This is a genomic window from Priestia sp. Y58, assembly GCF_029522095.1.
GTDB classification, from domain to species: Bacteria; Bacillota; Bacilli; order Bacillales; family Bacillaceae_H; genus Priestia; species Priestia megaterium_E.
This window is the reverse complement of record NZ_JAKWFL010000010.1, coordinates 34,120-56,947: the sequence shown is the minus strand read 5'-3', so window position 1 is coordinate 56,947 and position 22,828 is coordinate 34,120. Positions and strand designations below refer to the sequence as shown.

The window sequence follows — 22,828 nt, the reverse complement described above, 5'->3', positions numbered from 1 at the left end:
GAATATACACATATGAAATACGACTAAATTCAATCTTATTCCCTTGGTTTATCGCTACACTTTAGGATGATATATAGAGCGACAGTTTTTTAACATATCTAACCTATAAAGTATAAGAGTTCGGCTGTTAAATGTTTATTTTTGGAAAATTATATTATATAATACATTTGGTACTCTAATATTATTCCTGGTACCAAATGGAGGTTTTTTATGAAAGAGCGAATTACAAATGAAACAATTTTTTTAATTCAACAAAAAGGATTTTCTTTTACTATTAGCGATTTAGCTAAGAATTTGGGGACTAGCAAACGAACCATTTACCAACATTTTGGTTCTAAAGACGCAATCATTGACTCGATAATTGAAAATCTTATCCTACAGATTAAGAACAAAGAAGAAGAAATCTTTCATGATGAAAGTCTCAATTTACTTGAAAAGATTACTCAAGTCCTTATATGTGTGCCTGAAGAGTTTAATACAATGGACATTCGCCTATTAGTAGATTTAAAACGTCTTCACTATAATCAATGGGTTAAGATAGATGAATTTTTAAAGCAAGAGTGGGGTCTAGTAGTAAAACTTATGGAAGAAGGGATAGAAACAGGAGTTCTACGTGAAGTTAATTTACAACTATTTATAGAGCTATACCTAGGCGCAATCAATCAAATTTATCAGCCAAGCTTCTCGCTAAAAACTAAACTCACACTGAGTGAAATATTAAAATCTGTTATCGATATTCTTTTGAATGGCATTTCTATAAAAAAATAAGGTGGCGAAAAAAATTGCATTGGATTTACCTAAGTTTAGCTATTCTTTTTGAAGTGGCTGGTACTACGGCCATGAAATTATCAGACGGGTTTACTAAAGTTATACCAAGTGTGTTGCTCATATTTTTTTATATTTGTAGTTTGTGTTTTTTGACGTTAACGTTAAAAAGTTTAGAGGTTTCAATTGCTTATGCTATTTGGTCAGGTATGGGGATTATAATTATTACGCTAATTGGATTTATGTATTTTAATGAAAGTGTAAGCCTGCTAAAGGTTGTTGCTATAGCTCTAATTATTATCGGCGTAGTGACATTAAATATGACCGGTGAAAAAGAAGCTGATACTAGTAAATCCACTTTGGAAAAACACATGAGGTAAAAAGATGAAATATTTAAAACCTTTTTTTCTTGTCACAGATATAGGATTTATTATCTATTGGATTGTTACTTACTTTGAATTGATACCCAAAAGTGCAGCCTTCAAAGATTATGATAACCCCATAGTCATAGCTTGGAATTGGTCGTTCTTCCCTCTAGATATTCTTATTTCATTCACTGGATTGTTTAGCCTATATTTATACAAGCTACATAGAGAATCATGGAAAGGTTACGCTTTAATTTCTCTAGTGTTAACATTTTGCTCAGGGCTACAAGCTATTGCGTATTGGGCATTTATTAAAGATTTCGATTTCACATGGTGGGCTTTTAATTTGTACTTGATGATTTACCCTCTATTCTTTATAAAATTACTTATAAAAGATAACGGCAATCAAAAAAGCAACCTTTCCTTATAATGAACGTTTTAAAAATTGTAAGAATTAATGAATAGTAGCATTCACTAATAAAAGAGGTAAGATTGGCTTAATCTTACCTCTTGGAACTTGCTCTTTTATGGTGCAATATCTTCTAAAACCTTTTCACGTGTTTCAATCATCTTAAATGCCATAAACGCACCTACTGCAGCTACACAAGCAAACAGAACAAAAACAGAGGTAATTCCCTTAGCACCTAACACAAAGCCAAGTATCGTAGGAGCAATAGCCGAAGCTAGTCGCAGCCATGCTGTCGCAAACGCGATTCCAAGTACTCTCATACGTGTTGGATAAATTTCTGGCGTGTAGAGATAGAGTAGAACCGTAATTGTTCCCATAACGCCGTAAGCTGCTGAACCTAAATACATAACACTTTCGGCAGATTTGGCACCATTAAACCAAAGTGTCGTTAAAAGTAATCCTACAACAAGAAAAGCAATAGTTGCCCACCTTTTACGGCCAACTTTATCAATAAGTAAGGCGCACGCAAACACAGCCACTGTTTGAATCACATTCGTTAGTGACGCTGCGTGTAGAGAATCCTCTAATGGAAGATTATAAACTGTTTTATATAAACTTGGGAGCCAGTTGTTAAGTCCATTCGCAACAAAGTAGGAAGAAAACCAAAGTGTCCAGACAATTAGCGTTCTACTGCGGTAAAAAGGGGAAAATAATTCTTTCCAATTGCCTTTTACTACAGCTTGAGGTGCACTAATTTTTGCTTCTATACGTTTATCCGTACTCGATTCAATTTCTTCAATTACTCGTTCTGCTTCGTCAAACCTGCCCTTTGAAATTAACCAACGAGGCGATTCACGCAGCTTAAAGAAAAATAAAAAGACAATTAATCCGCCGATACCACCGATCAAAAACATCCACTTCCACCCAAAGCTAGGTACAACTAAAGCACCAATCTGCGCGGATATCATTAACCCTAGCGGAAAAATCATCTCATACAGCATAAAAAAACGTCCCCGTCCTTGTGCAACTGAAAGTTCATTTATATAAGCTGCAGCAACAGGAACTTCACCACCTACTCCGATGCCTTGTACGAACCGCAGCCACAGTAGTGCATGGAAATTACCTGCAAATGCACAAGCAATACTCATGACAGACATTAAAAAAATGGTCCATTTAGCACTATAGACACGTCCAAACCGTTCCGCCAGCCACCCAAAGAAGATAGCTCCAATCGCTTGTCCAAGATATCCAGAACCGATAAGAATACCGATTTGACCAGGGGTTAAATTCCATATTCCAATTAATACGGGTAAAACGAATGCCAGAGATAACGCATCAAAAGCATCAAAAAACGTGGCTGAACCCATAATCACACGTGGTTTAATATGCCAGCGTGAAAAGGGAACGCTTTCTATACGTGTAAGCAGTTCGGCAGCACGATTCGACAAGCCAATTTCTTCATGATTATAGTTGATATTCTTAGTAGGTTCTGAAGAATTTCTGTTCAATTCTGTATTCATACATAAATCCTCCTTAGTAGCGATTCCTTCAAATCGGAATGACAATGACCCTAAGATGCGTGAAACAAAACTTATTAAACTAGGAATTCAATGAAAGGGTTTACAGTTAAAGACAGCACATAGCAGACTCTAAAATTTTTTAGAGCCTAGGTATACATTTTAGTTATGTTTTGGACTATCGGTTGTGGACCTGTTGATATATTCCATCTTAAATACAACATCTTTTTTTCGAATCTGTTTTCCTTCGAGCATATTCATCAGTATCGAGGTTGCTCTTTGACCAATACCTAATAAATCGACATGCACTGTAGATAAAGCAGGCGTGATAAAATCTGAAATTGGAACATCATCTGCACCAACCACTGATAAATCTTTGGGTACAGATAGTCCAAGCATATTGGCTGCCTTAATAACCCCGATGGCTAAATAATCAGATGAGCAAACGACCCCTGTAATGTTGCTATGTTTCTTTAGAAATGTCGCTACTTCTGTTGTTGCTTTTAAAGCGTCAAACTCATCAATCTCAAATACGTTTTCAGAAGAAAAAGGTAAACCTAGTTCATCCATTTTCTTTTTATATCCATTTAAACACCTAACACTATGCATGGAACTCATCGGTCCATTTACGATTCCAATATTCCGGTGTCCTAGCTGATAAAGAGCATCCACTGCTTGTTTGATACCATCTTCATCATCCGGTCGCACGCACGGGAAAGGAGATCCTTCTAAATAGCTCCCTACTACGACAATCGGTAACCGGATACTTTCTAACCATTCTAGGCTTAGCTCTTCATTTCTAGGTGCGAAAAGAATAACCCCGTCTACAGCCTGAGTTTCAAGCAACCGCTTCTGTTGAGAAGAGGTAAATGACATCATCATATTATAGTCTGTTTGGTCGATTCCTTTCGCTATTCCTTCTAAAACGGTTGAAAAAAATGGATTGTTCAGAATAAATGATCCTCGTGGAACCACAACCGCAATATTTCCTGTGTTTTGTTTAACAAGCCCTCTAGCCCCTAAATTAGGACGATAATCTAATTCTTCCATTACTTTACGAATTCGTTCCGCGGTTTTCGCGCCAACACCAGGTTTATTTGTTAATACTCGTGAGACAGAAGCTGTTGACACACCAGCTTTAAGTGCCACGTCCTTAATACTTACACTCATAGTACATACCTCCGTGGGTCAAGTATATCTATCTATTATAAACGAGTCCCACCTAAATACTAAAGAATAGTGGTTGCAATCTTGCAACCACTATCTACAATGTTTATTACGCTTTCACTTCATCTTTTAATAATCCGACTTTTAGTAAGCCTTGACGAATTTCTTCTACTTCCTCTTCTTTTAAAGGTAATACTGGACGTCTCGCTAATGAACTACTAATTAATCCACGTTGATACATCGCTTCTTTCATACGCAAGTGAGAAGTAGAAGAAGGTTCATCCATTTTATATACAGCCTGCTTTAATTCAAAGATACGGTCATACACAGCATTCGCAGCCGTTAAGTCTTGATCTTTTACACATTTTACTAGTTCTGCGATTAAATCTGGCACAAAACAACCAAAGCCAACTAATGCACCGTCAATTCCTTGAACTAAAGTAGGTAACAAGTATTCATCATGGCACGTTAACAGTGAAACATCAGGCGCATTCTTTTTTAGTGCTCGAATATCCACTTCATATTGTGCAATATCTCGTTGTCCGACTTTAATAGACACAACGTTTGGAATAGCAGCCATTTCTAATAATTGGCTGGTTGTATACGAAGTTTTTGTCCAAGTTGGATATTGGTGAACAACGATTGAGATGTTAATCGCTTCTGCCACATCTTTAAAAAACTGAACAGGTGATTCTTCTTGCATCCCAAATCGCAGCCAAGAATGCGGAGGCATCAGAAGGATCCCACTTCCTCCTGCTTTTTCTACAGCTTGCGCATGTTGGATAGCCTCAATTGTTCCTTCTGCCGATACACCAGAGATAACAGGAATACGCCCTTTTAATTCGTCAGCTGCAATTCTTACAGCCTCTGCACGTTCTTCAGGTAGTAAAGTCATAATTTCTCCCGTATGTCCATTTACTACAATTCCATTAACCCCTTCATGACTTGCAACCCAGCGAACTAAAGAGCGAAAACCTTCTTCATCAATTGAATAGTCGTCCTTGAATGGGATAAGAACTGCTGGAAATACGCCACTCCATTTTACTTTGTTTTTCATTAAAAACATCCCCTTTGTTGTTTTAGTTTTTAATTTTAAATTTATAGTAAACGTTTACGTAACTAATCATAAAATGTAAACGATTAATTGTCAATATAATTTTTATTTTCTGATAAATAAAGACAAAAAACTGCTTTTAATCGTTAAAAATTCCAGCAAAAATATAATTATTACAGAATAATTTAATAGTAAACGTTTACTATTACAAAAAACTCATACAAATCCGTGTAAGCAGCATGGTAATTCGTATATGCTCCAAGTCCTAAAAAGAGTAAAAACAAGATTGAATTAAAAAAGAGAAGGATAAAATCCTTCTCTTAAACTACATAATTGTTTTTTAACTATCATTCAATCACTCTATTTATCCTGCAATTTGAGCCCTAGTAAAAGTCCCATTTATATTTCCTTCTACAACGATACTATGTCCTGCAAACATATCTCCATCAGAAAAATAAAAATCAAAATCTCCTTCTGGATAAACGGATATAGTGTCTAAACTCATAAAATCCATAAACATTTCTTCTGTAATTTCCTCTATTTCATCCTCTTCCTGTAGCCAATCGTTTGCTAAATCGACCAGTTCCGCTGCGGCATACATTCTAATTTTTTGGCTCCATTTATCCTCCTCCTCAAAAAGTGTGTGTGCTGTCTTCAGCGCAGACTTCATCATACTTTCATCTTCATGCCAGTCAAAATACAGCTCGCACTGTTCATTCGCCCAAGCAATGTTTCTTTCAAAAACTTTAATACTTTTTTCAAGTGTAAACTTGCCAAATATCTCATCATGATAGTAAACGGGCTTCACTGACTTTTTCACTATTGTTTCTAGCTCTCCGTCTTCATACTCTGGTTCCAGAATGTTAACGAGCATCATTGAATCCGTTCCCGTACGTACTTGTAGCTTTACAACGGTATTACTTTGCAGTAGATTCATTGCTTTTTCCACTTCTTCCTCGTCCACTAACCATCTAAGCTGTATCTCTTCTTTCTTGACTGCTTCATTTTCCTCTAAACTTTTCCATGCAATTAAATCAATTGATGCTGTCCATAAAGTCTCTCCACGGGACATTCCAGCACCAATTCCTACTGAACCTGTAACCGCTGCTATGTCAATTACTTCTTCTGAGAATCCTTTTTCAAATTTCTTTTTTTCAATGAATTTACTCATTTAATGTACATTCCCCTCTTTAACTGCTTTTGAAAAATTCGCCCTAAATATATAGTTGCAAACTGATATGTCGTTCTCTACTCTTATTTTTTATAGCGGTCCACCTTCAAAACCAATAGGCCATCCGCTCCTGTTAAATTTCACTTTATATTGAAATACATTGGGATAATCCCCGTAAACAAAAGCTAAAGAAAATCCTGCAAGAATATGTCCGTCAAAATTTAAAAGCCGCCCAAAACTTACAGCGGACAGGTAATAGACACTAAATTTTTGTGCAGAAATGAACTGCTTTAAATACTCGAATGACCTTTTAAGATAGATATGTAATTGTTTCAATATACAATCCGCCATTGCAACGAATTCCTCATATGGCTTTTCACTATTTCCCTCTACCATAATTTCAACTTCTTGCCATTCTCCTATATCCGTACTCCAAAACCATTGCCTTGTAACTGGGACTTCCGCTTCATTTTCATCAAGTGGTTTAGTTAGGACAAGTTTTTCATACCCATTTTGTTTGAAGTTAGAGATTGTATAGGTTCGTTCAGAGAACTCAAGATCACTCATTTATTCCTCCTCCCTTCTATGTTTTTACTTCTATGTAGAAATATGTTTTTGACTTACTACGTTTAATTTTAGTACTACATAAAGCGAACATCAATTAGATTACTCAGCCTCTTTCAATAAAAACTCTTACGTTTTTCTGATTACTGTTACTATAATAAGAGATAAGCACATTACCTATAAATTATGAGGTGGAGGGTTAACCAATAAATAAGAAAATCGCTAATATTATTATCTTTTTTGTGTGGTTCCTGTTTTTGTTCCTTCTATGGATCATCTTCTCTTTTTCTAAAGGCCAAGGTGGCCAATGGTGGTCTATGTACCATTTGAACGCGAATCAATATGGTCCTTGGGCTTTAGAGATTTCTTATATAAAGATTAGTGTTGCTGCTGTTATTTCGTTAGTAATAGCTTATATCGTGAGTTTTAGGTTTAAAAGCAAAAGATAAGATTAATTCCATCTTTTCACCTTTTCAAATAAATACTGCACTCCATATAACAAATATGCTTTATAGTGAAGGTAGATAAAAAATTGAAAATGATTTAATCGGTTTAGACCTACAATTTTCAACCTTTTAAGAACATCAATAAAGTAAAAAGCAAAGATTCCATCAACTACAATATTCAGTAGTAAAAACTTCTTAAAGTTTCCATACGAAGATTTAAGCAGCCACATTGAAAGAGGCATATAAGGTCCAATACTAAAAGGAAGTTCATCTTTTATAAACGAATCTTTTTTATCATAAAATTTCCACCACTTCCTCTGATGCCCATACAAATGATTAATAATTTCAAAGATAATAATAAAAATCCCTGCTAACGAATAACGTCTTATGCTGCGTTTTCCTATAAACAACAATGATAACCATGGAATTGCTATTATAGATAAGTTAAATCCTAAGTGTTTTCTTGATATCATAAGTGAACTCACCTCAATGTACTTCATCTAGTTCTTCTTATAGTGTCCGCCTATCACAAAAAAAAAACACAAACCATCTATAATGGTCTGTGTTTTTTATTAATGTGCTTTTTGTTCAACATTAACTCTCTTGATAAAGAACGAGATAACCAATCCAACAATTGAAACAATAATCGCAAAGATGAACGCATGCTGAACACCGTTGGTAAAGGCAAGAACTTGATTTAATGGATCCATTTTATCTGATACCGTCTCAAGGAAGCTTCTTGAACCTGATGAAAGAATGGAAATTCCAACAGCTGTTCCAATTGCGCCGGAAACCTGCTGTAAAGTGTTCATAATCGCTGTTCCATGCGGGTACAGCTCAGGTGGAAGCTGGTTTAATCCGTTTGTTTGAGCCGGCATCATAATCATCGAAATGGCTATCATAAGCGCAATGTGCAGAGCAACGATAAACCCTGTTGACGTTTCCAGCGTTACGGTTGAAAAACCATACATGGTGCCGGCTACAATCACAAGACCAGGGATAACTAACCATTTGGGACCAAAGCGGTCAAATAATCCGCCCATAACCGGTGAAAGAATTCCGTTAATCACTCCTCCAGGAAGAAGCATTAGACCAGCGGCAAAGGTTGATAAAGCTAATGATGTTTGTAAGTATAAAGGTAAAATCATCATCGCAGACAGCAGTACCATCATGCAGACTAGAATTAACAGAAGACCGATTGTAAACATCGGATACTTAAAGGCTTTAAGGTCTAGCATTGGCTCTTTCATCTTCGTTTGACGAATAGAAAATGCAACTAATGCAACAGTTCCAATCACAAGAGTTAGAATAACCTGTAGACTTCCCCAGCCCCCGCCTTCTCCAGCGCTGCTAAATCCAAATACGATTCCTCCAAAACCTATTGTTGAAAGAACAACAGAAATCATATCGATTTTTGGCTTCGTTGGTGTGGTAACGTTCTGCATAAAGAAAGCTCCAAACACTAAGGCAACAAATAATAGCGGAAGTGAAATCCAGAAAATCCAGTGCCACGTTAATGTTTTTAAGATTAAGCCTGATACGGTTGGGCCAACAGCTGGCGCAAACATAATAACAAGGCCGATAATCCCCATTGACTTTCCACGTTTATGCGGCGGGATAATAACAAGAATCGTGTTAAACATAAGCGGTAAAAGTAAAGCAGTTCCAACGGCTTGCACGACACGGGCAATCATGAGTACCCCGAACGTTGGTGCAATAGCTGCAATAAATGTTCCAATGATGGAGCAAATTAGCGATGCTATAAAAAGCTGTCTGGTCGTAAATCGTTGAAGAATAAAACCTGAAATAGGTACCAAAATTCCTAACGTTAATAGATACCCTGTTGTTAGCCATTGTGCCGTTGTTTCGTGAATACCAAAGCCTGAAATTAGCTCTTTTAACGCCATATTTAGCGCTGTTTCACTAAATAAACCGATAAACCCGGCAATAAGAAACGACGTAATAATCGGCAGCACTTTGATGTTAGAGCCTTCGGCTACTGTTTGTTGATTACTCATATTAAATTGTCTTCCTCTCTTTTACATACTCTTTTTGGTGAATTTTTCTATCTTAATGATAAGTTGATTAGCAGACAAACAATACATACCGATATAAAGATTAGCAATAGGTTTAAGACATTATGTTGACTAAGCTTTTTCCTTCTCTTCTCTTTTGACCGGATTGCTTTTTGTCTTCTGAATTCGTTTCTTTCCACAGATACCTCTCTCTCCATTTCATTTCTAAATTACGTATGTAAACTGTTTCCCATTTATGTATATGCTTTTTCAATAAGCAAGATAGAACTAAAAAATGAAAAGAGGAAAGGCACTTATTTATACCATTCCCCTGTACAAAGGAAAAATGAATTTTCACTTTGTATACCAGGAATATTGTAACACAGCTATAAGCACTGTTTCTATCTAAAATATACTAAATAATGATATCTATATACCTAACTCAGTTCCCTCGCGATAATTAAAATTTGTTTCTGTTATTTTGTTAGGAATGACATATATAGTGATTTTTGAATGTAACAGAAGTTGAGCTTCTATCATCAATTTTTTATATTTAAACCTACTATAGAACATACGTTCCCGAAAGTCAATCTTCAACAGCAATCACAAACAGAGCCAACTAAAAAGATATTCTCCTAAACAGAAGAATATCCTAGCTAAAAATTCATTTGAATAACTAATAGTTCTGAACAGAATGATTGAATTCAGTGTCTCCATTTTAAGATATGTTCATTTTCCGTTTGAAGCAGCTTCGTCATATAAACGATTTGTCCCGTATGATAAGCATAATGTTCAACGACATATAAGATAACACTTAAGCATGACTGTACTTTACCTGGTTCTGGAATTAATGTACTTGTTGTAGAGGGCATTTGTATGGATTTTGCTAAATCATTAAAATCAAAATTCCCGATAACTTCTTTACTTTGTTGTCGTGTAAGAATTAAATTTTCTATCAGCTGATCAGAGTTCATTACTCTGTTGTCAGTAAATTCTTTAGATCGCTGTCTAATAAAAGGCTGACCACCAATTATGCTGGCGATAAATGCATATTCGCTGCCGGCAAGATGTAAACATAAGTTTCCAATACTATTCGTTTCTTGCCGGAGCTTTTTCCAAATGTCATCATCTTCTAATCTACTAATACAAGTTTGAATTATATTCAATTGTGTATCAAGGGATTCAATACTTTCTTTTATGAAAGAATTCATCTAGGTTCTCCTTTTGTATTATTATTCTATATTATAAATAATTATACATAGAAAAACATATATTTGCACTGTATTTTTTGTATTAGTTATTAATTTATTAAAAACATACCTGCAAAGCGTACGTGTAGAAATGAAAAGAGCAAACTCCCTTGCACGTGAGTTTGCTCTTTCTCTTCTTTATTCAAAATTCTTCAGTTTAACTTATTGTCCCATATCCTTCATCCTTTTAAGAGCTTTTCTATATTCTTGATCTCTCATATGCAGCATTTTATCAGGAGAAGGTTTAGGCTGGCCAAACTTTTTCAAAGCTTCTCTATACTCGCTGTCACCAATGACTTGATTCGCAACAATCTCTTTAGGCGAACGCTCAAAAACGGGAGTAGCTTTTTTACTGTGAACCTCTTCGGTACTCAGCTTTTCTTTATTTTTTTCTTTATCATGCGGCTTATGAGCCAGCTTGTGTCCCTTACCTGTTAAAAACATCAAAAACGAGAGAATGAATACCACAATGCTCAATACACACGAAAACGTAGAAAAGGTATGATAAGTAATGATTTCAGATTTTACATGTAGAGACTGAGTGAAATTTTCTTTACTAGCCACCTGGCTCTCTGCACTTACCGTCGCAAGGTGATTTTTATACACCTTTGCAAAAACAATACTGCTGATTACAGGGATGACTGCAGATACTGTAACTCTTATAAATTGAACCGTGACCATTCGAGGGACTAAACTTGGTAGCGGTCCGCCTAAAGCAGCACCCATCAGACCTGCAGCGACTGTGAACCCTACTCCTGTGATTAAAGCGGTGAAGCTACTAACAAAGAGAAAAGTTGAAGCATGACCGTCCACATACATCCACTGTATGTTTACTCCCATAATAATGACGGCTCCTATAATACCTAATAAGCCCGGCCCGACTTTATCATATAGTACGGCACTTAATATGGCCGCAATTACTATCCCTGCAAAAAGCCCGATATAGATCAGTGACATCTCTCCTTTATCAAAACCAGATTCACTTTTAAGCAATCCTTGTAGAGATAAAAGAGTGAGACTCATACTAATATTTCCTATAACAGCGATTAAGATAGCGAGAGCTGGTTTTCGAGAAGCCACTAATCGAAAGGGAATTAACGGATTTTTAATATGCCATTCTGCTATAAATAAAAAACATAAAAAAATGATGCTTCCTACTGTGCCTATCCATACATAAGTAGATGCCCATCCTGATTTTTGGAGATTAAGTAATGTAAACGTAATAAATGCAGTAACCATAAACATTAACGCTGCACCGATGATGTCAAATGGTTCATGATGTTTTTGCTGTTGCTTGGCGTGATTATTTGTTAAAAATTTGTAGCTAAAACCTATTCCCAGTAAGGAAAGTACGGCCGCTATATAAAATAACCATCTCCAGTGTCCGTAGCTGTTCACTAACATTCCGAGAAAAATGCCCACAACGCTAGAGCCATAAAATCCGCCAATAAGAATCAGTAATGCCAAGTTCCGTTTCTGAATCGGAAAAGAAAGAACCAGCATTGGAATCATCATCATAAGTGCTAAACCCGTTCCTGTCCCTTGTAAAAACCGACCAATGCCCATTCCTAAAAAGCTGTTAGAAGCAATACTTACGATAGCTCCTATAAGAAACAAACACATCGAAAGAACATAAGTACTCCTCTCCCCTAGCTTATGTCGAAGAATTGGTCCAAACGGAATACAAAATGCAAAGCTGATAACCCCTATTAAAACCGGTGTTATCGAAATATAAGATTGATTGTTAAACGTTTGTTGGAGAATTTCACGTATAGAATTTAATGACGTGTTTAACATTAAACCAGGACCAATAGCTAAAACTGCCAGTAAGGAAATCCCCCAGTGTTTTTCTATTTTCATACTACAATTCCTTTCTGCCTTTCATGATTGTAAAATATCTTTATCTGAACAAACTAAAAAATAAAGCTTCAGTAAGGAAGCTTTATTTTATTTTCTAAACCTGCCACTCGAATTGGCCCTAGAAGGGTTAAACGGGTTAATTTATCAGCCATAAATGCAGGGCTAAATTTCATATCGCTTTCTAACCAAGAACAAATGACACCTATATGAGCTGATGTGATATAGCTAATCAGGATATCTTTAGGAATATCCAGTCCATCCTCTGCTTCTCCAATCGAAGAGATTAGCTCTCCGTACACTCTTTTCTTTACAATTTCCGTCATATGACTTCTGAATTGAGGCAATCCTCGGTCACTTAGCATGACTTTAAAATAATCCGCGTGTTCGTAGATGAATTCAAAAAGCTTTAAAAAAGAAACAGACTCATCTTTTTCTTTCACTTCTGAGGAAGCCTCGTTATTTTGTTTAGGCTTTACCTGCTCTATTAGCTCTTCTAAAACTTCATTCATGATCTGAACAAGAAAGTCTTGCTTATCTTGATAGCGTAAATAAAAGGTTCCTCGCGTTAACTCCGCTTTTTCCGTAATTTCTTGAATCGTAATGGACGTGACATCTTTCTCCTTAAGAAGTTCGACTAAAGCGTCTCTTAAGTATTTATTTGTTCTTTTTATCCTAGGATCTACTTTTGTTTTTTTAGACATAGTTGATCTCCTTGTATCACTTTTATTAAGACATACGGTGGACTGTTTAAACTATCCTGTATCATCAGCATATATTCTATACATAATGTAAACTAATGAACATTATGTATATTAAGTCTCACAAAGTATAGCCAATCTGTCAATATCAAAAATTGGGTAGGGTTAAAACATTCCATTGTTAGAGATGGATTGCGTGAAATCTTTTGTAAAAACATTCAAAAGAAATGGTATTAGAAATGAAGGAATAGTAAAAATTGATATTATGGAGGTGTTTTCTTATGAAAAAGTTTGAAGTAACGTTTCATTTAATCAATGGTGAAATCAGTCATATAGTTGAAACTAAATCACTTATTCGTGCAAAGAACTACATACAATATAGATTTGAAGATAAAAGTAAAGTATTGGACTTAGCAAATGACTTGGTACTCGTTAAAAGCAGCGTTCAATACTTTACCGTAGCTGAAAAAGAATAAGTAACTTTGTAAAAGGACGTTATCTTCGAGAGTAATGTCTTTTTATATTGAATGGGATGAATAGTCGAGTATGAATTGCTTGTTACACCGCTGCTGATTTCCGTCCAAGGCTTCGCTTTCTCCAGGAGTCTGCGCCTTGCCTCTAATCACCAGCTAGAAGCACCTGCATACACAAAGCCTACGTTCTCACAATAAAAAGATCCGAACAGTTTATCGTTCGGACCTTCCTTCCACTAAACTAAACTACTTTTAAGCTCTTTTCTCGCTACTTTTTCACCCAGTTGTCATTACTATCTTTTTTGTACTTTGTTTTTACTGCATTCCAAGCGACTTTATGAGCTGTAGCTTCTTCTTTATATTCGTCACTAGCTGAGTTAAATGCTTCTTTATAAATTTCCTGAGCATGATGAGGAAGGTTATCTTTTACTCCATCAGGCAATTCTTTTAATGAATTGTAGGGCATATAGTATTCCTCCTTGAAAACGTCTTTTACTACTGATTTACCTGTTTTAAGGGGGTATAAACATTTAATTAATAATGAAAATGAATGCCTCTTAAGCTAATTATAGTGAGGCATTTTGTCAATAAGTTATATATAGGATGATGTAATGTAAAAAGCAACCCAACCAAGGAATGTATATAAACTGTCATTTTAAAAAACAGTTCTCTATATGGAAATTAATGATATAATTACCTCTAACTGTATAAGAGGTGGTTTTGTTGATAGAAAATTTAATTGGAGGAACACTACCGTTCTTTCCTTCTAGGGAAACAATAGTTGCTAAAAAGAAACTTAGTCTATTACGTAAGCAAGAATGGTTTAGAACTGCTTATGGAACGGAAACTATCTAAAACAATCGGGTTAAAGAATTTATAGCCAGCTTTGACGTAGAGTATTTGCTGAATGATACTAATGAAATAAGATTATTCTGTCAGAGATTAGATGAGCTTCTTAAGGAAGAACAGCTTAGTTAAGAAAGGATCTACGAACTATGAAAAAATCGAATACAGATCACTTACTTTGGAACATGTTAAAGCTGTGGATTTCTATACCTAGAAATATTCGTGTAGCATTTCTTTGGGCTTTTATTTTAGGGATCTCTTACTTTAGTTGGGTCAAGCTAGCCCACAGATTTATTTAGCTTTGCTACCTTTCGGATCGTTTTTGTTGCAAAATAATCTATAGGCATTATTTAACTTGAAAAAGATAAGAAAAGTTTATTGTAAAGGGATAGATTAATATGGCTGTAAATATTATCTTTAATCCATTTTTGGCTTTAATAGTCCTTATTATAGGGATATGGATGGCAAGTTTGGTCAACCTATTGTTTGGGTTAGTAGCAATTTTGGGAGGTTTGTTATTAGGGTTCTCTACCTTATTCAAAAACGGTATAACAATGAATAAAAAGTCAAAGGTTCTACTTTTTGCATCTTTTGTTTTTCTGTTGAGTTTATTCTCATTAGCTTACTTGGTTGTATCAGTCTTTATCTTTCATTTCTAAAGACACTTTAAATGAATAAACAAATAAAAGGATCTTGTAAACTAAGATCATTTTTTGATTATGGTATTCTTTCGTCTTTCTTTTTAGATATTGAAGACAACGCTATGAAGATTGGGATTATGAATATATAGTTCTCTTTAGATACTCCCAACGTTAATAAAATCATCAAGCCTATTAAAGCTCCTAAAATCATTCTGAAAATAGTACTTATCTCCATTTACTTAATAGTTCCATTTAGATTATCTTCTGCTTTTTTTATAGGTTTATATACAAAGACGTGTAAAGATAATCCTATAACTGCAGTAACGTTTAAAATAATACTCAAAATTGGTAACGCCCATTCAAAAAACGCAGGTAAATGTCCGTTCATACTTATTATAGACATATTAACTCCAATTATTAATATGGAAATTAACAAAGGCAAATTTTTAATCAATGTAATTCCTCCTATACATTATCTCTTTGATTTTACCATAAGAAGAAATAAATGTATTTACAACTTTCAATTTCAAAGGAATTCCTAATACGTTAACTAGGATCGCTTACTTAACTTAAAACCATACGTTACTATACATCTACTAATTTTCGTATATTTTCTTTTTTTGTAGTGCTATATTATTATTTGTGACTTCTTTTTGAAAAATAAAATTTTGACCCTATTGCTGTTCGCAGTACAGTTTATTAGTTAAAGGAGAATTGTATGTATGACCTGTTTGATAGGCAAGTTACACCCATACCGCCGGACTATTATCACCGTTTTAATTATCTTTGCTGGAATGTATCTTTACTATTTTTTCAGTAGTCAACCACACCTTACTGGTCAATCACCAAGTAAAGTATGGAAAGCCGAATATACACGTTCTGATACATATTGGGAAGGAACTCTAAAGTGCTTATCTGAAGATGCTATTACATTACATAGGTTTAGTATTATAGAGAACGGTAAAAAGGTGGACTATTCTCCTCATAACGATATGATTTTTCAGCAACCCTTTGACTTCATGTCTTTAGGTGACCGTCCACAAAGGAATGAGACTTATAAAGTTCAAATAGAATGGAAGGATTCTAAAGGGACTCATAAAGAAACCTTTCCATTAGAACGATCATATAATCCTTTTTAGAGACATGTATTTACCCAAGAGATTAGTCGCTGATAACATAGTTCAATTTAAGGAAACAAGAAGACCCGAAAAATAAAAAACTCAACTGAATATACTATTAAAGGAGAACTGCCTTGAGTCGCTTTATAAAACTAGTTGTTACATCCCTTTTATCTACTGCTATTTTTAGTGCTGTCTACGGGATAATCAGCTTAACACCTGAAAGTGAAAAAGAACCTAATATTTATTACTTCAGCTTTACAGATACATTCGTATTTACATTCATGTATACTTTACCCGTTTATATAGTTGTTGGAATTATTTGTTCCTATCTAATTGATATGCTAGCACATAACATGCAGACAAGAAAAATGTACTTTTCTAAGCTATTAATGTACTCGTTAGCAGGAATAGTTCCTGGTTTAGCATTTTACTTTCTGTTTGAAGGAATTCAGTTAGATTATCAATTGTTATTTTATTTTTTTGCTCTAGGTATTCTTGCAGCTAATACTTTTTATCATACTTTGCTACTTATAAATAAGGTTTTTAACAGAAAGAAAATTTAATTAAGGTTTGCTTTTGCTTCTAACGCAAACGTACATTATGATACAGAAGGATTTTCATATATATTATAAAAAAGAATAATTTCAGAAAGAGGAAAATGTGTGAAACGTAGTCGTTTGTTGCTTTTATCGTTAATGAGTAGTTTGCTAGTTATTCTAGTATCATTGTTCCAGTGGGATCTGGTGGATATGATAACGGAATTTTTAATGTTACCTGTTTGGTTATTTGTCTATGCCTTTTTTATCATCATAACTGTATGGGCATTGATTCACCTTTTTAAAAATAGAAAGTGGCAGCCGTTTGTTATTCAGCTCATCACTATCGCATTATGGTTCTTCTTTCCCTTTACTCAAGTCAACTTGGATTTGAACTTTAAAATCCACCAGAATAAAAGAGAAGAAGTTGCGGCTAAAATAAAAAATGGCGTGATTAAACCTAACGTACCCGATAGTCCATCTCTTATTCAATTGCCAAAAGAGTATACTCAATTGTCTAAAGGCGGAGGCGACATTGAAGTAGAAATAAAAGGAAAGTCGACATCAATTCTTTTCTTTACGTACCGCGGGATGCTAGACAATTTCTCAGGATTTGTTTATGACCCAAATGATCATAAACCTTCAAAAAGCGATTTTGACGGAGATTTTAAACAGATAGAAAAAGTACATAAGAACTGGTATTATGTATCTTCTTATTAAAAATAGATACTGCTTAAAAACTGGCCCCAAATCGTTAGACACTGTCTGACAATTGGGGCCGGTTTTTAATTTTCATTCTTTAATTCAAGCTCTCTACTTCAGAATACCGTTTTTTATCTACACGGTCAAAGTAAGCTTGTTCAAGAATTTGCATATAATCAGCCTCGGTAATTAAGCGGACGTTACTTGGCGTTGAGTTGTTTTGCATAGCCAACTTTACAATGCCCGGAAAGTCTTCTTTCTTTACACCCTCTAGCTCTTTTAATTTAGGAATATTTAATGATTCTGTTAATTCTATAATTCCTTGAATTAATTTTTCAACAGCTATTTCATCTGAATCTGAATCTTTGGCAAAACTCATATACCTTGCTAATTTAGCATGCAGCTGCTTATTCTCCATAGAATTAAATTTTAATACATATGGTAAAAATACTGCGTTAGCAACTCCATGCGGGGTATCATAAAGCCCTCCAAGCGCTTCTGCTAAGCAGTGTACCGAAGCAACATCTGCAGATCCGAAACACAAGCCAGCTAAGAGACTTCCTTCCAGCATATCTTGACGAGCCGCTTCATTTTTACCATCGCGGAAAACGATAGGTAATGCCGAAACAATCGTTCTCATTGCTTGAGCCCCAAGCGCTTGTGATATAGGATTTGTTACTTTACACGTATAACCTTCAATCGCATGAACGAGGGCATCAATGCCAGTCGCAGCCGTAACAGAAGGCGGAAGACTTAATGTTAGTTCAGGATCAAGAATCGCCAAGACAGGTCTTAATGTACTATGTTTGAGCGTCATTTTTCGATGTGTAGATGCCTCGGTAATAACAGCAGAACGAGTAACCTCTGATCCTGTACCTGAAGTAGTTGGAATACAAACCACTGGTGCGATGTTTGAATACAGAAGTCGGCCGTCTGCATAGTCAGATGGTTCTCCGCCGTTTGGACCGCACAGCGCAATAGCTTTTCCTGTATCCATCGCACTCCCGCCACCAATGGCCACAACTGCCTCCGCACTAAAGTCACGGAATAACTTAGCACCTTCCAAGCAGTTCGTATCTCGAGGGTTTTGTTCAATTGAATCAAATACCAGCACTCGGTAACCAGAAGCCTCCAAGGCAGTTACAATTGGTGAAACTAATCCCGCACGAACCACACCAGGGTCACTCACGACTAAAATTGATGAACCGATATTTAAAGATGTCAGCATTTCTGGTAATTCTCTAGCTTTCCCCATTCCTACCTCAATTCGAGTAGAACAAAAATAGTTATAAGATTTCATTTATACCCCTCCCGTTGTCTAAAATCAAATACATACCTTAAGAAGCACTATTTTTTAAAATTTCATCATGGCCGGTAAGCTTACTTGTTCCATTCTGAAGCTAATATCCCCATAAAATATGTATCTACGTACTTCCCATCCACATAGGCATGGTTTCTTAATTTTCCTTCGGTAACAAAACCAATTTTTTTATACAATGCAATGGCCTGTTCGTTTATTCCTCTTGTGGTTAAATAGATTTTATTTAGACGAAGCTGTTTAAACCCTAGATCAATCATTTGCTCCATAGCCATTCGACCATATCCGTGACCTCTAGATTCTGAAGATAGGAGAATTCCTATACTAGCTCTTCCATGTCCATGGTCTATATCCTTCAGAAATACCCATCCAACTAATTCTTTTTTATCGTTTTCAATTCCTAAAATTAAATCGTTGTTCATTCTTTTCTTTTCTACTTCTTGTACTACCTCTTCATAAGTTAAAGGTGTTCTGCCTATCATTCGTATTGCCCGTTCATCATTTAACCATTTATGTAAGTATTGAATGTGAGTAGTTTCAAATGGCGTAAGATGTATTCTTTTTGTACTCATTGATTTATCTTCTCCTTTTAAAAAGAGTTAACCACAAATTACAATTCATTCCATACTTGATTCCATAAATGTTGCTGACAAAGGTAAATGTGTATTTCTACTTACGATATACAACAGCCAAATTAAAATAAGTAGGTGCATAATTGAATCAAGCCATTAATCTGTTTAAATAGAACACTTTTGTATGTAATTCTGGAATCAATAAAAAAACCCTTTCTTACATTTTACGTATAGTTAATCTTTGTCTTTAATTAGGGTTAATTCATCGGTTTGAGATATTAAATCAATTATCTTATTTCCTTTTTCATAATAAGTAGAGGCTCCTTCTCGGTCCCTTTCCTTCCATCCTTTTGATTTAATCACTAATTTATATCCTGGCGGGATGCCGTTTTCTTCAGAAGCTTTAGACCAATCATACATGTTTACACGTTCTTTTCCTTTTACTAACTTTGCATTTTTAGGGACAGGGAAACCGAAAAATTTATCAGATGGGATATAGGCAAAGAATGTAACAAAATAGAAAATTACCGCTCCCATTAGTAAAATTCCAGTAACAGTGATCGTCACGGCTTTTTTCAACTTATTGCCCTTCTTTCAATGACATTTTTACAATGAGATGGATCTTATTGCATTAAGATTCCTGTTGTTTTAGATTTAAGCACCTTTTTGTACATTAGTCTTATATAGCTTTTTCAACCAGGAATAAAGAATACATTCGCTAATTATAAAGATAAGAACGCTTATAAACGTAGTCGCTAAAAACTCAAAGACGTTAAGAATAGACATAGAGTGTCCCCACCACCAATATCTAAAATCCATTCCAAACAAAACGAAATGAATAAAAAGAGAAATTGCCTGAACTTCCCCTACTGATCTATGAGATTTTATAATAAGTATCCTTCCAGCAAAGAAACTAATTATAAAAGATAGAATAATAAATACAAAATAAAGAGAACTAGTCAATAAGGCTTCCTGTGGTGAATACATTTCAGCCTCCTTTTTATTGATTATTTTACCATTAATTATAATTAAAGGAAGTTGTTTTTAAGGATTTGCACCTTAAGAAATATTTAAATAGAAAAAGAATCCTTTTGTAGCGTTGTTGACACATTGTTTCTCAAAAAACAGGATCAATTTTTCTCTAATCTAAGGTTGTTCCTTCTGATAAACCCTATTACGTTATTCCGATGTAATAGAAGAAGGATTTTTACTTTTTAAAATAGAATAGTTCCTTAAAGAATCATAAAGGAGTTGATTTCATGTCTAAACAAATAAAGGATAGAAAAGAAATAAAACTTTTGGATTCTCAAATTTATTTATGTGATGAAATTAAAAAGTTGTTGAGGAAAAAAGAAAAAAGAAGTCTAGCCTTTGAACAAGAGTACACAGAACATGATATATTACACATTGCTTTAAACAGATTAATGAGTGAGTTAATCTCTAGACATTAAAAATTTCATCTATTATATTTGATATTATTCGAAATAGATAAGTTTCATATAAAAATAGACAGAATATTTCATCATTATCTTTACTTTGTAAACGCTTTCGTTTATACTAAGTATAGGTTGGATGGCATGAGTGGCTGTCATAGTATTTAGCGTAGGCGGGGCTGATACGAGGGAACAGGACATAGAAGAAATGTCCTTTTTTGTTTGGGCAATATTTCTTAGAAACTAGAAAATATTATAAAATGCTTTCAAACATTTTTTTTATTTAGCATGCCCTATCCAGTCTGGAAATTGAAAACGACCACCTCTTCACAATCAAAAGAGGTAGCTTTTTTTAAAATTGAATGAACAGCAGTCGTTAGATAATGCTTTACTGCATCTTAAGTAAGTTGCTTAATTTAATAAACTGTATTCGTAGACAACATATTCATCGCTTTTTCTAACAGTAAAATATCTTCTTCAACCATTCTTTTCACATCGTCGAGATCAAGTTGAATATATTCTTCTTTTAAACGTTCTAATTCCCTGACAAACAGAGTTCCCGTATAGTACCTATAATTTGTCACTAATATTTATCCCCTTTGTGTGCTCTTAATATATGTAATTCCCCTTTACTTAGATTAACAACCAATAAAAGCAAGATTTTTTCAAAAAAATCCTTCTCTGATGTAGGCAAAGGATTTTTAACTTTATTAGAATAGGAAAAATACGTTATTAATGTGGTCAGATTTGTAGTTTCATATACATACAACGTTTTATCGTTCTACTTTGCTTTTAAATCAAATTTATCTTCTTTACCATTCCATTTTATTGTTATATGAAAAGGAGCGCTGCTGCTTTGAGTCGCACATCCGCTGCAGCTCCCATTTAAATTAATTTTTCCTCCCGTCTCGTCATCCGTACCTGATAATTTGCTTGTTTCCCCTTCCACGACATAAGAAACTTTTCCTACTTTCTCTTTGTCTTTTCCTTTATAGATAATACTGCCTTGTCCGTTTTCAGTATTCTCTCCTTTATTTAAAAGATACAAAGCTTTCCACTGATCCCCTTCCCCTTCAAAACGCACGCTTTCTTCCTTACTCCCACAGCTACTCAATACTAATAAAAGAATAGACATGAATCCTAAAAACAACAAATTTCTTTTCAATTTTGAATCCTCCTACACGGTAAAAAAGCAGCCATATTATCCTATTGGGTAAATTTTTATTACTATCTGGCCTTTTTTTAAGTAATTTAAAGTGAGTTATTTTTCAATATGTTCTCCTGTTATTGGAATAAAACCATTTTTAAATAAAGCGTACCATTCTTCTAGTTCTTTACTCTTTAAAACATTTAATTTATTTACAATGTCCTTCGAAAATTCTAATGCACCGCTTCCATTAGCTGTAATTAGACACCCATCACTAACAGATTGTTTTTCTATATAATTTTCATCCCCTCGATAATTAGGTGCTCCTTCTTTCAAATAAGGTAATGAATTACCTGTATGTTTATTCTGATCAAGAAACCCATAGTTCCCTAAAAAGGTCGTTGCATCACAAATCGCTGCAACCGGAATGTTATGTTCAAAACAAAAGCTCACCAGTTTCTTTACCTGATGATTTTTCTCTTCTCTCCGTCCCGTTCCCCCAGGCATAATTAACATCGCAAAGTCCAGTTTAAAAGGAAAGTCTTTTAGGCTGTAATCTGGAAGAACGGTCAATCCTCCCATTGAAGTTTTAGGGTGTTTGTCGATTGCCATTGTCTGAACTTGAAATCCTGTTCCCTGTTTATTTAACTCAGCTGTCACATAACTGGCTTCCCAATCAGCAAAACCATCTGTAATAAAGACCATCACTTTTTTCATACATACGCCACCCCTAATTCTTCATTAGAAATATAACTAAG

27 protein-coding genes are annotated in these 22,828 nt (G+C 34.8%); 8 read left to right on the top strand and 19 right to left on the bottom strand.

Going from position 1 to position 22,828, the window contains the following annotated elements:
- Nucleotides 1–210 precede the first annotated feature (210 nt).
- Genes MMB68_RS23280 through MMB68_RS23270 form a run of 3 tightly spaced genes read left to right on the top strand, consistent with a single transcriptional unit; the run spans nt 211 to nt 1,560 of the window.
- Entirely contained in the window at nt 211–768 is a 558-nt protein-coding gene (locus tag MMB68_RS23280) for a TetR/AcrR family transcriptional regulator (RefSeq protein ID WP_277549380.1), read from the top strand.
- A gap of 14 nt (nt 769–782) precedes the next feature.
- Nucleotides 783–1,145 (top strand): DMT family transporter, encoded by a 363-nt coding sequence (locus MMB68_RS23275; RefSeq protein WP_221786244.1) that lies wholly within the window; start codon nt 783–785, stop codon nt 1,143–1,145.
- Nucleotides 1,146–1,149: 4 nt separating this feature from the next.
- On the top strand, nt 1,150–1,560 hold the full coding sequence (locus MMB68_RS23270; protein ID WP_277549379.1) for a YvaD family protein: 411 nt from the start codon (nt 1,150–1,152) through the stop codon (nt 1,558–1,560).
- A 95-nt stretch (nt 1,561–1,655) separates the two neighbouring features.
- Here the strand turns inward: MMB68_RS23270 and MMB68_RS23265 are convergent, their stop codons facing one another.
- From MMB68_RS23265 to MMB68_RS23220, 10 genes are all read right to left on the bottom strand, one after another.
- Nucleotides 1,656–3,059 (bottom strand): MFS transporter, encoded by a 1,404-nt coding sequence (locus MMB68_RS23265; RefSeq protein ID WP_277549378.1) that lies wholly within the window; start codon nt 3,057–3,059, stop codon nt 1,656–1,658.
- Nucleotides 3,060–3,218: 159 nt separating this feature from the next.
- A complete protein-coding gene (locus tag MMB68_RS23260) occupies nt 3,219–4,226 on the bottom strand; it encodes a LacI family DNA-binding transcriptional regulator (protein WP_098196825.1) in 1,008 nt (335 codons plus the stop codon).
- A 106-nt stretch (nt 4,227–4,332) separates the two neighbouring features.
- The gene (locus tag MMB68_RS23255; protein WP_013058385.1) at nt 4,333–5,280 is read right to left on the bottom strand and encodes a dihydrodipicolinate synthase family protein; all 948 of its coding nucleotides are present in this window, start codon (nt 5,278–5,280) and stop codon (nt 4,333–4,335) included.
- 361 nt (nt 5,281–5,641) lie between these two features.
- Nucleotides 5,642–6,448 (bottom strand): DUF2262 domain-containing protein, encoded by an 807-nt coding sequence (locus MMB68_RS23250; protein WP_277549377.1) that lies wholly within the window; start codon nt 6,446–6,448, stop codon nt 5,642–5,644.
- A gap of 90 nt (nt 6,449–6,538) precedes the next feature.
- Nucleotides 6,539–7,015 carry a hypothetical protein gene (locus MMB68_RS23245; protein ID WP_277549376.1) on the bottom strand — a complete coding sequence of 159 codons (477 nt, stop codon included), beginning with the start codon at nt 7,013–7,015 and terminating at the stop codon, nt 6,539–6,541.
- Nucleotides 7,016–7,463: 448 nt separating this feature from the next.
- Nucleotides 7,464–7,931: a hypothetical protein gene (locus MMB68_RS23240; protein WP_277447344.1), complete on the bottom strand. Its 468-nt coding sequence runs from the start codon at nt 7,929–7,931 to the stop codon at nt 7,464–7,466.
- Between the two features lie 99 nt (nt 7,932–8,030).
- The gene (locus MMB68_RS23235; RefSeq protein WP_221786248.1) at nt 8,031–9,476 is read right to left on the bottom strand and encodes a DHA2 family efflux MFS transporter permease subunit; all 1,446 of its coding nucleotides are present in this window, start codon (nt 9,474–9,476) and stop codon (nt 8,031–8,033) included.
- A 701-nt stretch (nt 9,477–10,177) separates the two neighbouring features.
- The gene (locus tag MMB68_RS23230; RefSeq protein ID WP_277549375.1) at nt 10,178–10,684 is read right to left on the bottom strand and encodes a DinB family protein; all 507 of its coding nucleotides are present in this window, start codon (nt 10,682–10,684) and stop codon (nt 10,178–10,180) included.
- A 201-nt stretch (nt 10,685–10,885) separates the two neighbouring features.
- Nucleotides 10,886–12,583, bottom strand: a complete 1,698-nt coding sequence (locus MMB68_RS23225; protein WP_277549374.1) for an MFS transporter — start codon at nt 12,581–12,583, stop codon at nt 10,886–10,888.
- 68 nt (nt 12,584–12,651) lie between these two features.
- On the bottom strand, nt 12,652–13,284 hold the full coding sequence (locus tag MMB68_RS23220; RefSeq protein WP_277549373.1) for a TetR/AcrR family transcriptional regulator: 633 nt from the start codon (nt 13,282–13,284) through the stop codon (nt 12,652–12,654).
- A gap of 278 nt (nt 13,285–13,562) precedes the next feature.
- On the opposite strand from MMB68_RS23220, the gene MMB68_RS23215 reads away from it, so the two are divergent.
- Nucleotides 13,563–13,757 (top strand): hypothetical protein, encoded by a 195-nt coding sequence (locus MMB68_RS23215; protein WP_028414863.1) that lies wholly within the window; start codon nt 13,563–13,565, stop codon nt 13,755–13,757.
- A 265-nt stretch (nt 13,758–14,022) separates the two neighbouring features.
- Here the strand turns inward: MMB68_RS23215 and MMB68_RS23210 are convergent, their stop codons facing one another.
- Both MMB68_RS23210 and MMB68_RS23205 read right to left on the bottom strand, forming a co-directional pair.
- Nucleotides 14,023–14,220, bottom strand: coding sequence for a ChaB family protein (locus tag MMB68_RS23210; protein WP_033580050.1), 198 nt, complete (start codon nt 14,218–14,220; stop codon nt 14,023–14,025).
- 1,256 nt (nt 14,221–15,476) lie between these two features.
- On the bottom strand, nt 15,477–15,695 hold the full coding sequence (locus MMB68_RS23205) for a hypothetical protein (protein ID WP_264408390.1): 219 nt from the start codon (nt 15,693–15,695) through the stop codon (nt 15,477–15,479).
- A gap of 268 nt (nt 15,696–15,963) precedes the next feature.
- Between MMB68_RS23205 and MMB68_RS23200 the strand changes: the two genes are divergently transcribed.
- The 3 genes from MMB68_RS23200 to MMB68_RS23190 all read left to right on the top strand — a co-directional run bounded on the left by MMB68_RS23200 (nt 15,964) and on the right by MMB68_RS23190 (nt 17,618).
- Entirely contained in the window at nt 15,964–16,380 is a 417-nt protein-coding gene (locus MMB68_RS23200) for a hypothetical protein (RefSeq protein WP_277549372.1), read from the top strand.
- 113 nt (nt 16,381–16,493) lie between these two features.
- On the top strand, nt 16,494–16,925 hold the full coding sequence (locus MMB68_RS23195) for a hypothetical protein (protein WP_277447339.1): 432 nt from the start codon (nt 16,494–16,496) through the stop codon (nt 16,923–16,925).
- 99 nt (nt 16,926–17,024) lie between these two features.
- On the top strand, nt 17,025–17,618 hold the full coding sequence (locus MMB68_RS23190) for a hypothetical protein (protein ID WP_277549371.1): 594 nt from the start codon (nt 17,025–17,027) through the stop codon (nt 17,616–17,618).
- Nucleotides 17,619–17,697: 79 nt separating this feature from the next.
- Here MMB68_RS23190 and MMB68_RS23185 read toward each other — a convergent pair whose 3' ends face one another.
- From MMB68_RS23185 to MMB68_RS23170, 4 genes are all read right to left on the bottom strand, one after another.
- A complete protein-coding gene (locus MMB68_RS23185; RefSeq protein ID WP_277447338.1) occupies nt 17,698–18,900 on the bottom strand; it encodes an iron-containing alcohol dehydrogenase in 1,203 nt (400 codons plus the stop codon).
- 80 nt (nt 18,901–18,980) lie between these two features.
- The gene (locus tag MMB68_RS23180; protein ID WP_277549370.1) at nt 18,981–19,490 is read right to left on the bottom strand and encodes a GNAT family N-acetyltransferase; all 510 of its coding nucleotides are present in this window, start codon (nt 19,488–19,490) and stop codon (nt 18,981–18,983) included.
- 234 nt (nt 19,491–19,724) lie between these two features.
- A complete protein-coding gene (locus MMB68_RS23175) occupies nt 19,725–20,069 on the bottom strand; it encodes a hypothetical protein (protein WP_277549369.1) in 345 nt (114 codons plus the stop codon).
- Between the two features lie 75 nt (nt 20,070–20,144).
- Nucleotides 20,145–20,477, bottom strand: coding sequence for a hypothetical protein (locus MMB68_RS23170; RefSeq protein WP_277447335.1), 333 nt, complete (start codon nt 20,475–20,477; stop codon nt 20,145–20,147).
- Nucleotides 20,478–20,749: 272 nt separating this feature from the next.
- Here MMB68_RS23170 and MMB68_RS23165 point away from each other — a divergent pair, with 272 nt between their 5' ends.
- Nucleotides 20,750–20,941: a hypothetical protein gene (locus MMB68_RS23165; RefSeq protein ID WP_277549368.1), complete on the top strand. Its 192-nt coding sequence runs from the start codon at nt 20,750–20,752 to the stop codon at nt 20,939–20,941.
- A gap of 398 nt (nt 20,942–21,339) precedes the next feature.
- Here the strand turns inward: MMB68_RS23165 and MMB68_RS23160 are convergent, their stop codons facing one another.
- From MMB68_RS23160 to MMB68_RS23150, 3 genes are all read right to left on the bottom strand, one after another.
- Nucleotides 21,340–21,507: a hypothetical protein gene (locus MMB68_RS23160; protein WP_221786259.1), complete on the bottom strand. Its 168-nt coding sequence runs from the start codon at nt 21,505–21,507 to the stop codon at nt 21,340–21,342.
- A 197-nt stretch (nt 21,508–21,704) separates the two neighbouring features.
- A complete protein-coding gene (locus tag MMB68_RS23155; RefSeq protein WP_277549367.1) occupies nt 21,705–22,088 on the bottom strand; it encodes a hypothetical protein in 384 nt (127 codons plus the stop codon).
- Between the two features lie 96 nt (nt 22,089–22,184).
- Nucleotides 22,185–22,787 (bottom strand): type 1 glutamine amidotransferase family protein, encoded by a 603-nt coding sequence (locus MMB68_RS23150; RefSeq protein ID WP_277549366.1) that lies wholly within the window; start codon nt 22,785–22,787, stop codon nt 22,185–22,187.
- Nucleotides 22,788–22,828: the final 41 nt, after the last annotated feature.

Bases quoted from the DNA above. Each gene is read 5' to 3' on its own strand.
- MMB68_RS23265 (WP_277549378.1), bottom strand. From the start codon at position 3,059: ATGAATACAGAATTGAACAGAAATTCTTCAGAACCTACTAAGAATATC.
- MMB68_RS23255 (WP_013058385.1), bottom strand. From the start codon at position 5,280: ATGAAAAACAAAGTAAAATGGAGTGGCGTATTTCCAGCAGTTCTTATC.
- MMB68_RS23260 (WP_098196825.1), bottom strand. From the start codon at position 4,226: ATGAGTGTAAGTATTAAGGACGTGGCACTTAAAGCTGGTGTGTCAACA.
- MMB68_RS23220 (WP_277549373.1), bottom strand. From the start codon at position 13,284: ATGTCTAAAAAAACAAAAGTAGATCCTAGGATAAAAAGAACAAATAAA.
- MMB68_RS23240 (WP_277447344.1), bottom strand. From the start codon at position 7,931: ATGATATCAAGAAAACACTTAGGATTTAACTTATCTATAATAGCAATT.
- MMB68_RS23215 (WP_028414863.1), top strand. From the start codon at position 13,563: ATGAAAAAGTTTGAAGTAACGTTTCATTTAATCAATGGTGAAATCAGT.
- MMB68_RS23150 (WP_277549366.1), bottom strand. From the start codon at position 22,787: ATGAAAAAAGTGATGGTCTTTATTACAGATGGTTTTGCTGATTGGGAA.
- MMB68_RS23250 (WP_277549377.1), bottom strand. From the start codon at position 6,448: ATGAGTAAATTCATTGAAAAAAAGAAATTTGAAAAAGGATTCTCAGAA.
- MMB68_RS23210 (WP_033580050.1), bottom strand. From the start codon at position 14,220: ATGCCCTACAATTCATTAAAAGAATTGCCTGATGGAGTAAAAGATAAC.
- MMB68_RS23230 (WP_277549375.1), bottom strand. From the start codon at position 10,684: ATGAATTCTTTCATAAAAGAAAGTATTGAATCCCTTGATACACAATTG.
- MMB68_RS23200 (WP_277549372.1), top strand. From the start codon at position 15,964: ATGACCTGTTTGATAGGCAAGTTACACCCATACCGCCGGACTATTATC.
- MMB68_RS23225 (WP_277549374.1), bottom strand. From the start codon at position 12,583: ATGAAAATAGAAAAACACTGGGGGATTTCCTTACTGGCAGTTTTAGCT.
- MMB68_RS23185 (WP_277447338.1), bottom strand. From the start codon at position 18,900: ATGAAATCTTATAACTATTTTTGTTCTACTCGAATTGAGGTAGGAATG.
- MMB68_RS23170 (WP_277447335.1), bottom strand. From the start codon at position 20,477: ATGTATTCACCACAGGAAGCCTTATTGACTAGTTCTCTTTATTTTGTA.
- MMB68_RS23235 (WP_221786248.1), bottom strand. From the start codon at position 9,476: ATGAGTAATCAACAAACAGTAGCCGAAGGCTCTAACATCAAAGTGCTG.
- MMB68_RS23280 (WP_277549380.1), top strand. From the start codon at position 211: ATGAAAGAGCGAATTACAAATGAAACAATTTTTTTAATTCAACAAAAA.
- MMB68_RS23165 (WP_277549368.1), top strand. From the start codon at position 20,750: ATGTCTAAACAAATAAAGGATAGAAAAGAAATAAAACTTTTGGATTCT.
- MMB68_RS23180 (WP_277549370.1), bottom strand. From the start codon at position 19,490: ATGAGTACAAAAAGAATACATCTTACGCCATTTGAAACTACTCACATT.
- MMB68_RS23270 (WP_277549379.1), top strand. From the start codon at position 1,150: ATGAAATATTTAAAACCTTTTTTTCTTGTCACAGATATAGGATTTATT.
- MMB68_RS23245 (WP_277549376.1), bottom strand. From the start codon at position 7,015: ATGAGTGATCTTGAGTTCTCTGAACGAACCTATACAATCTCTAACTTC.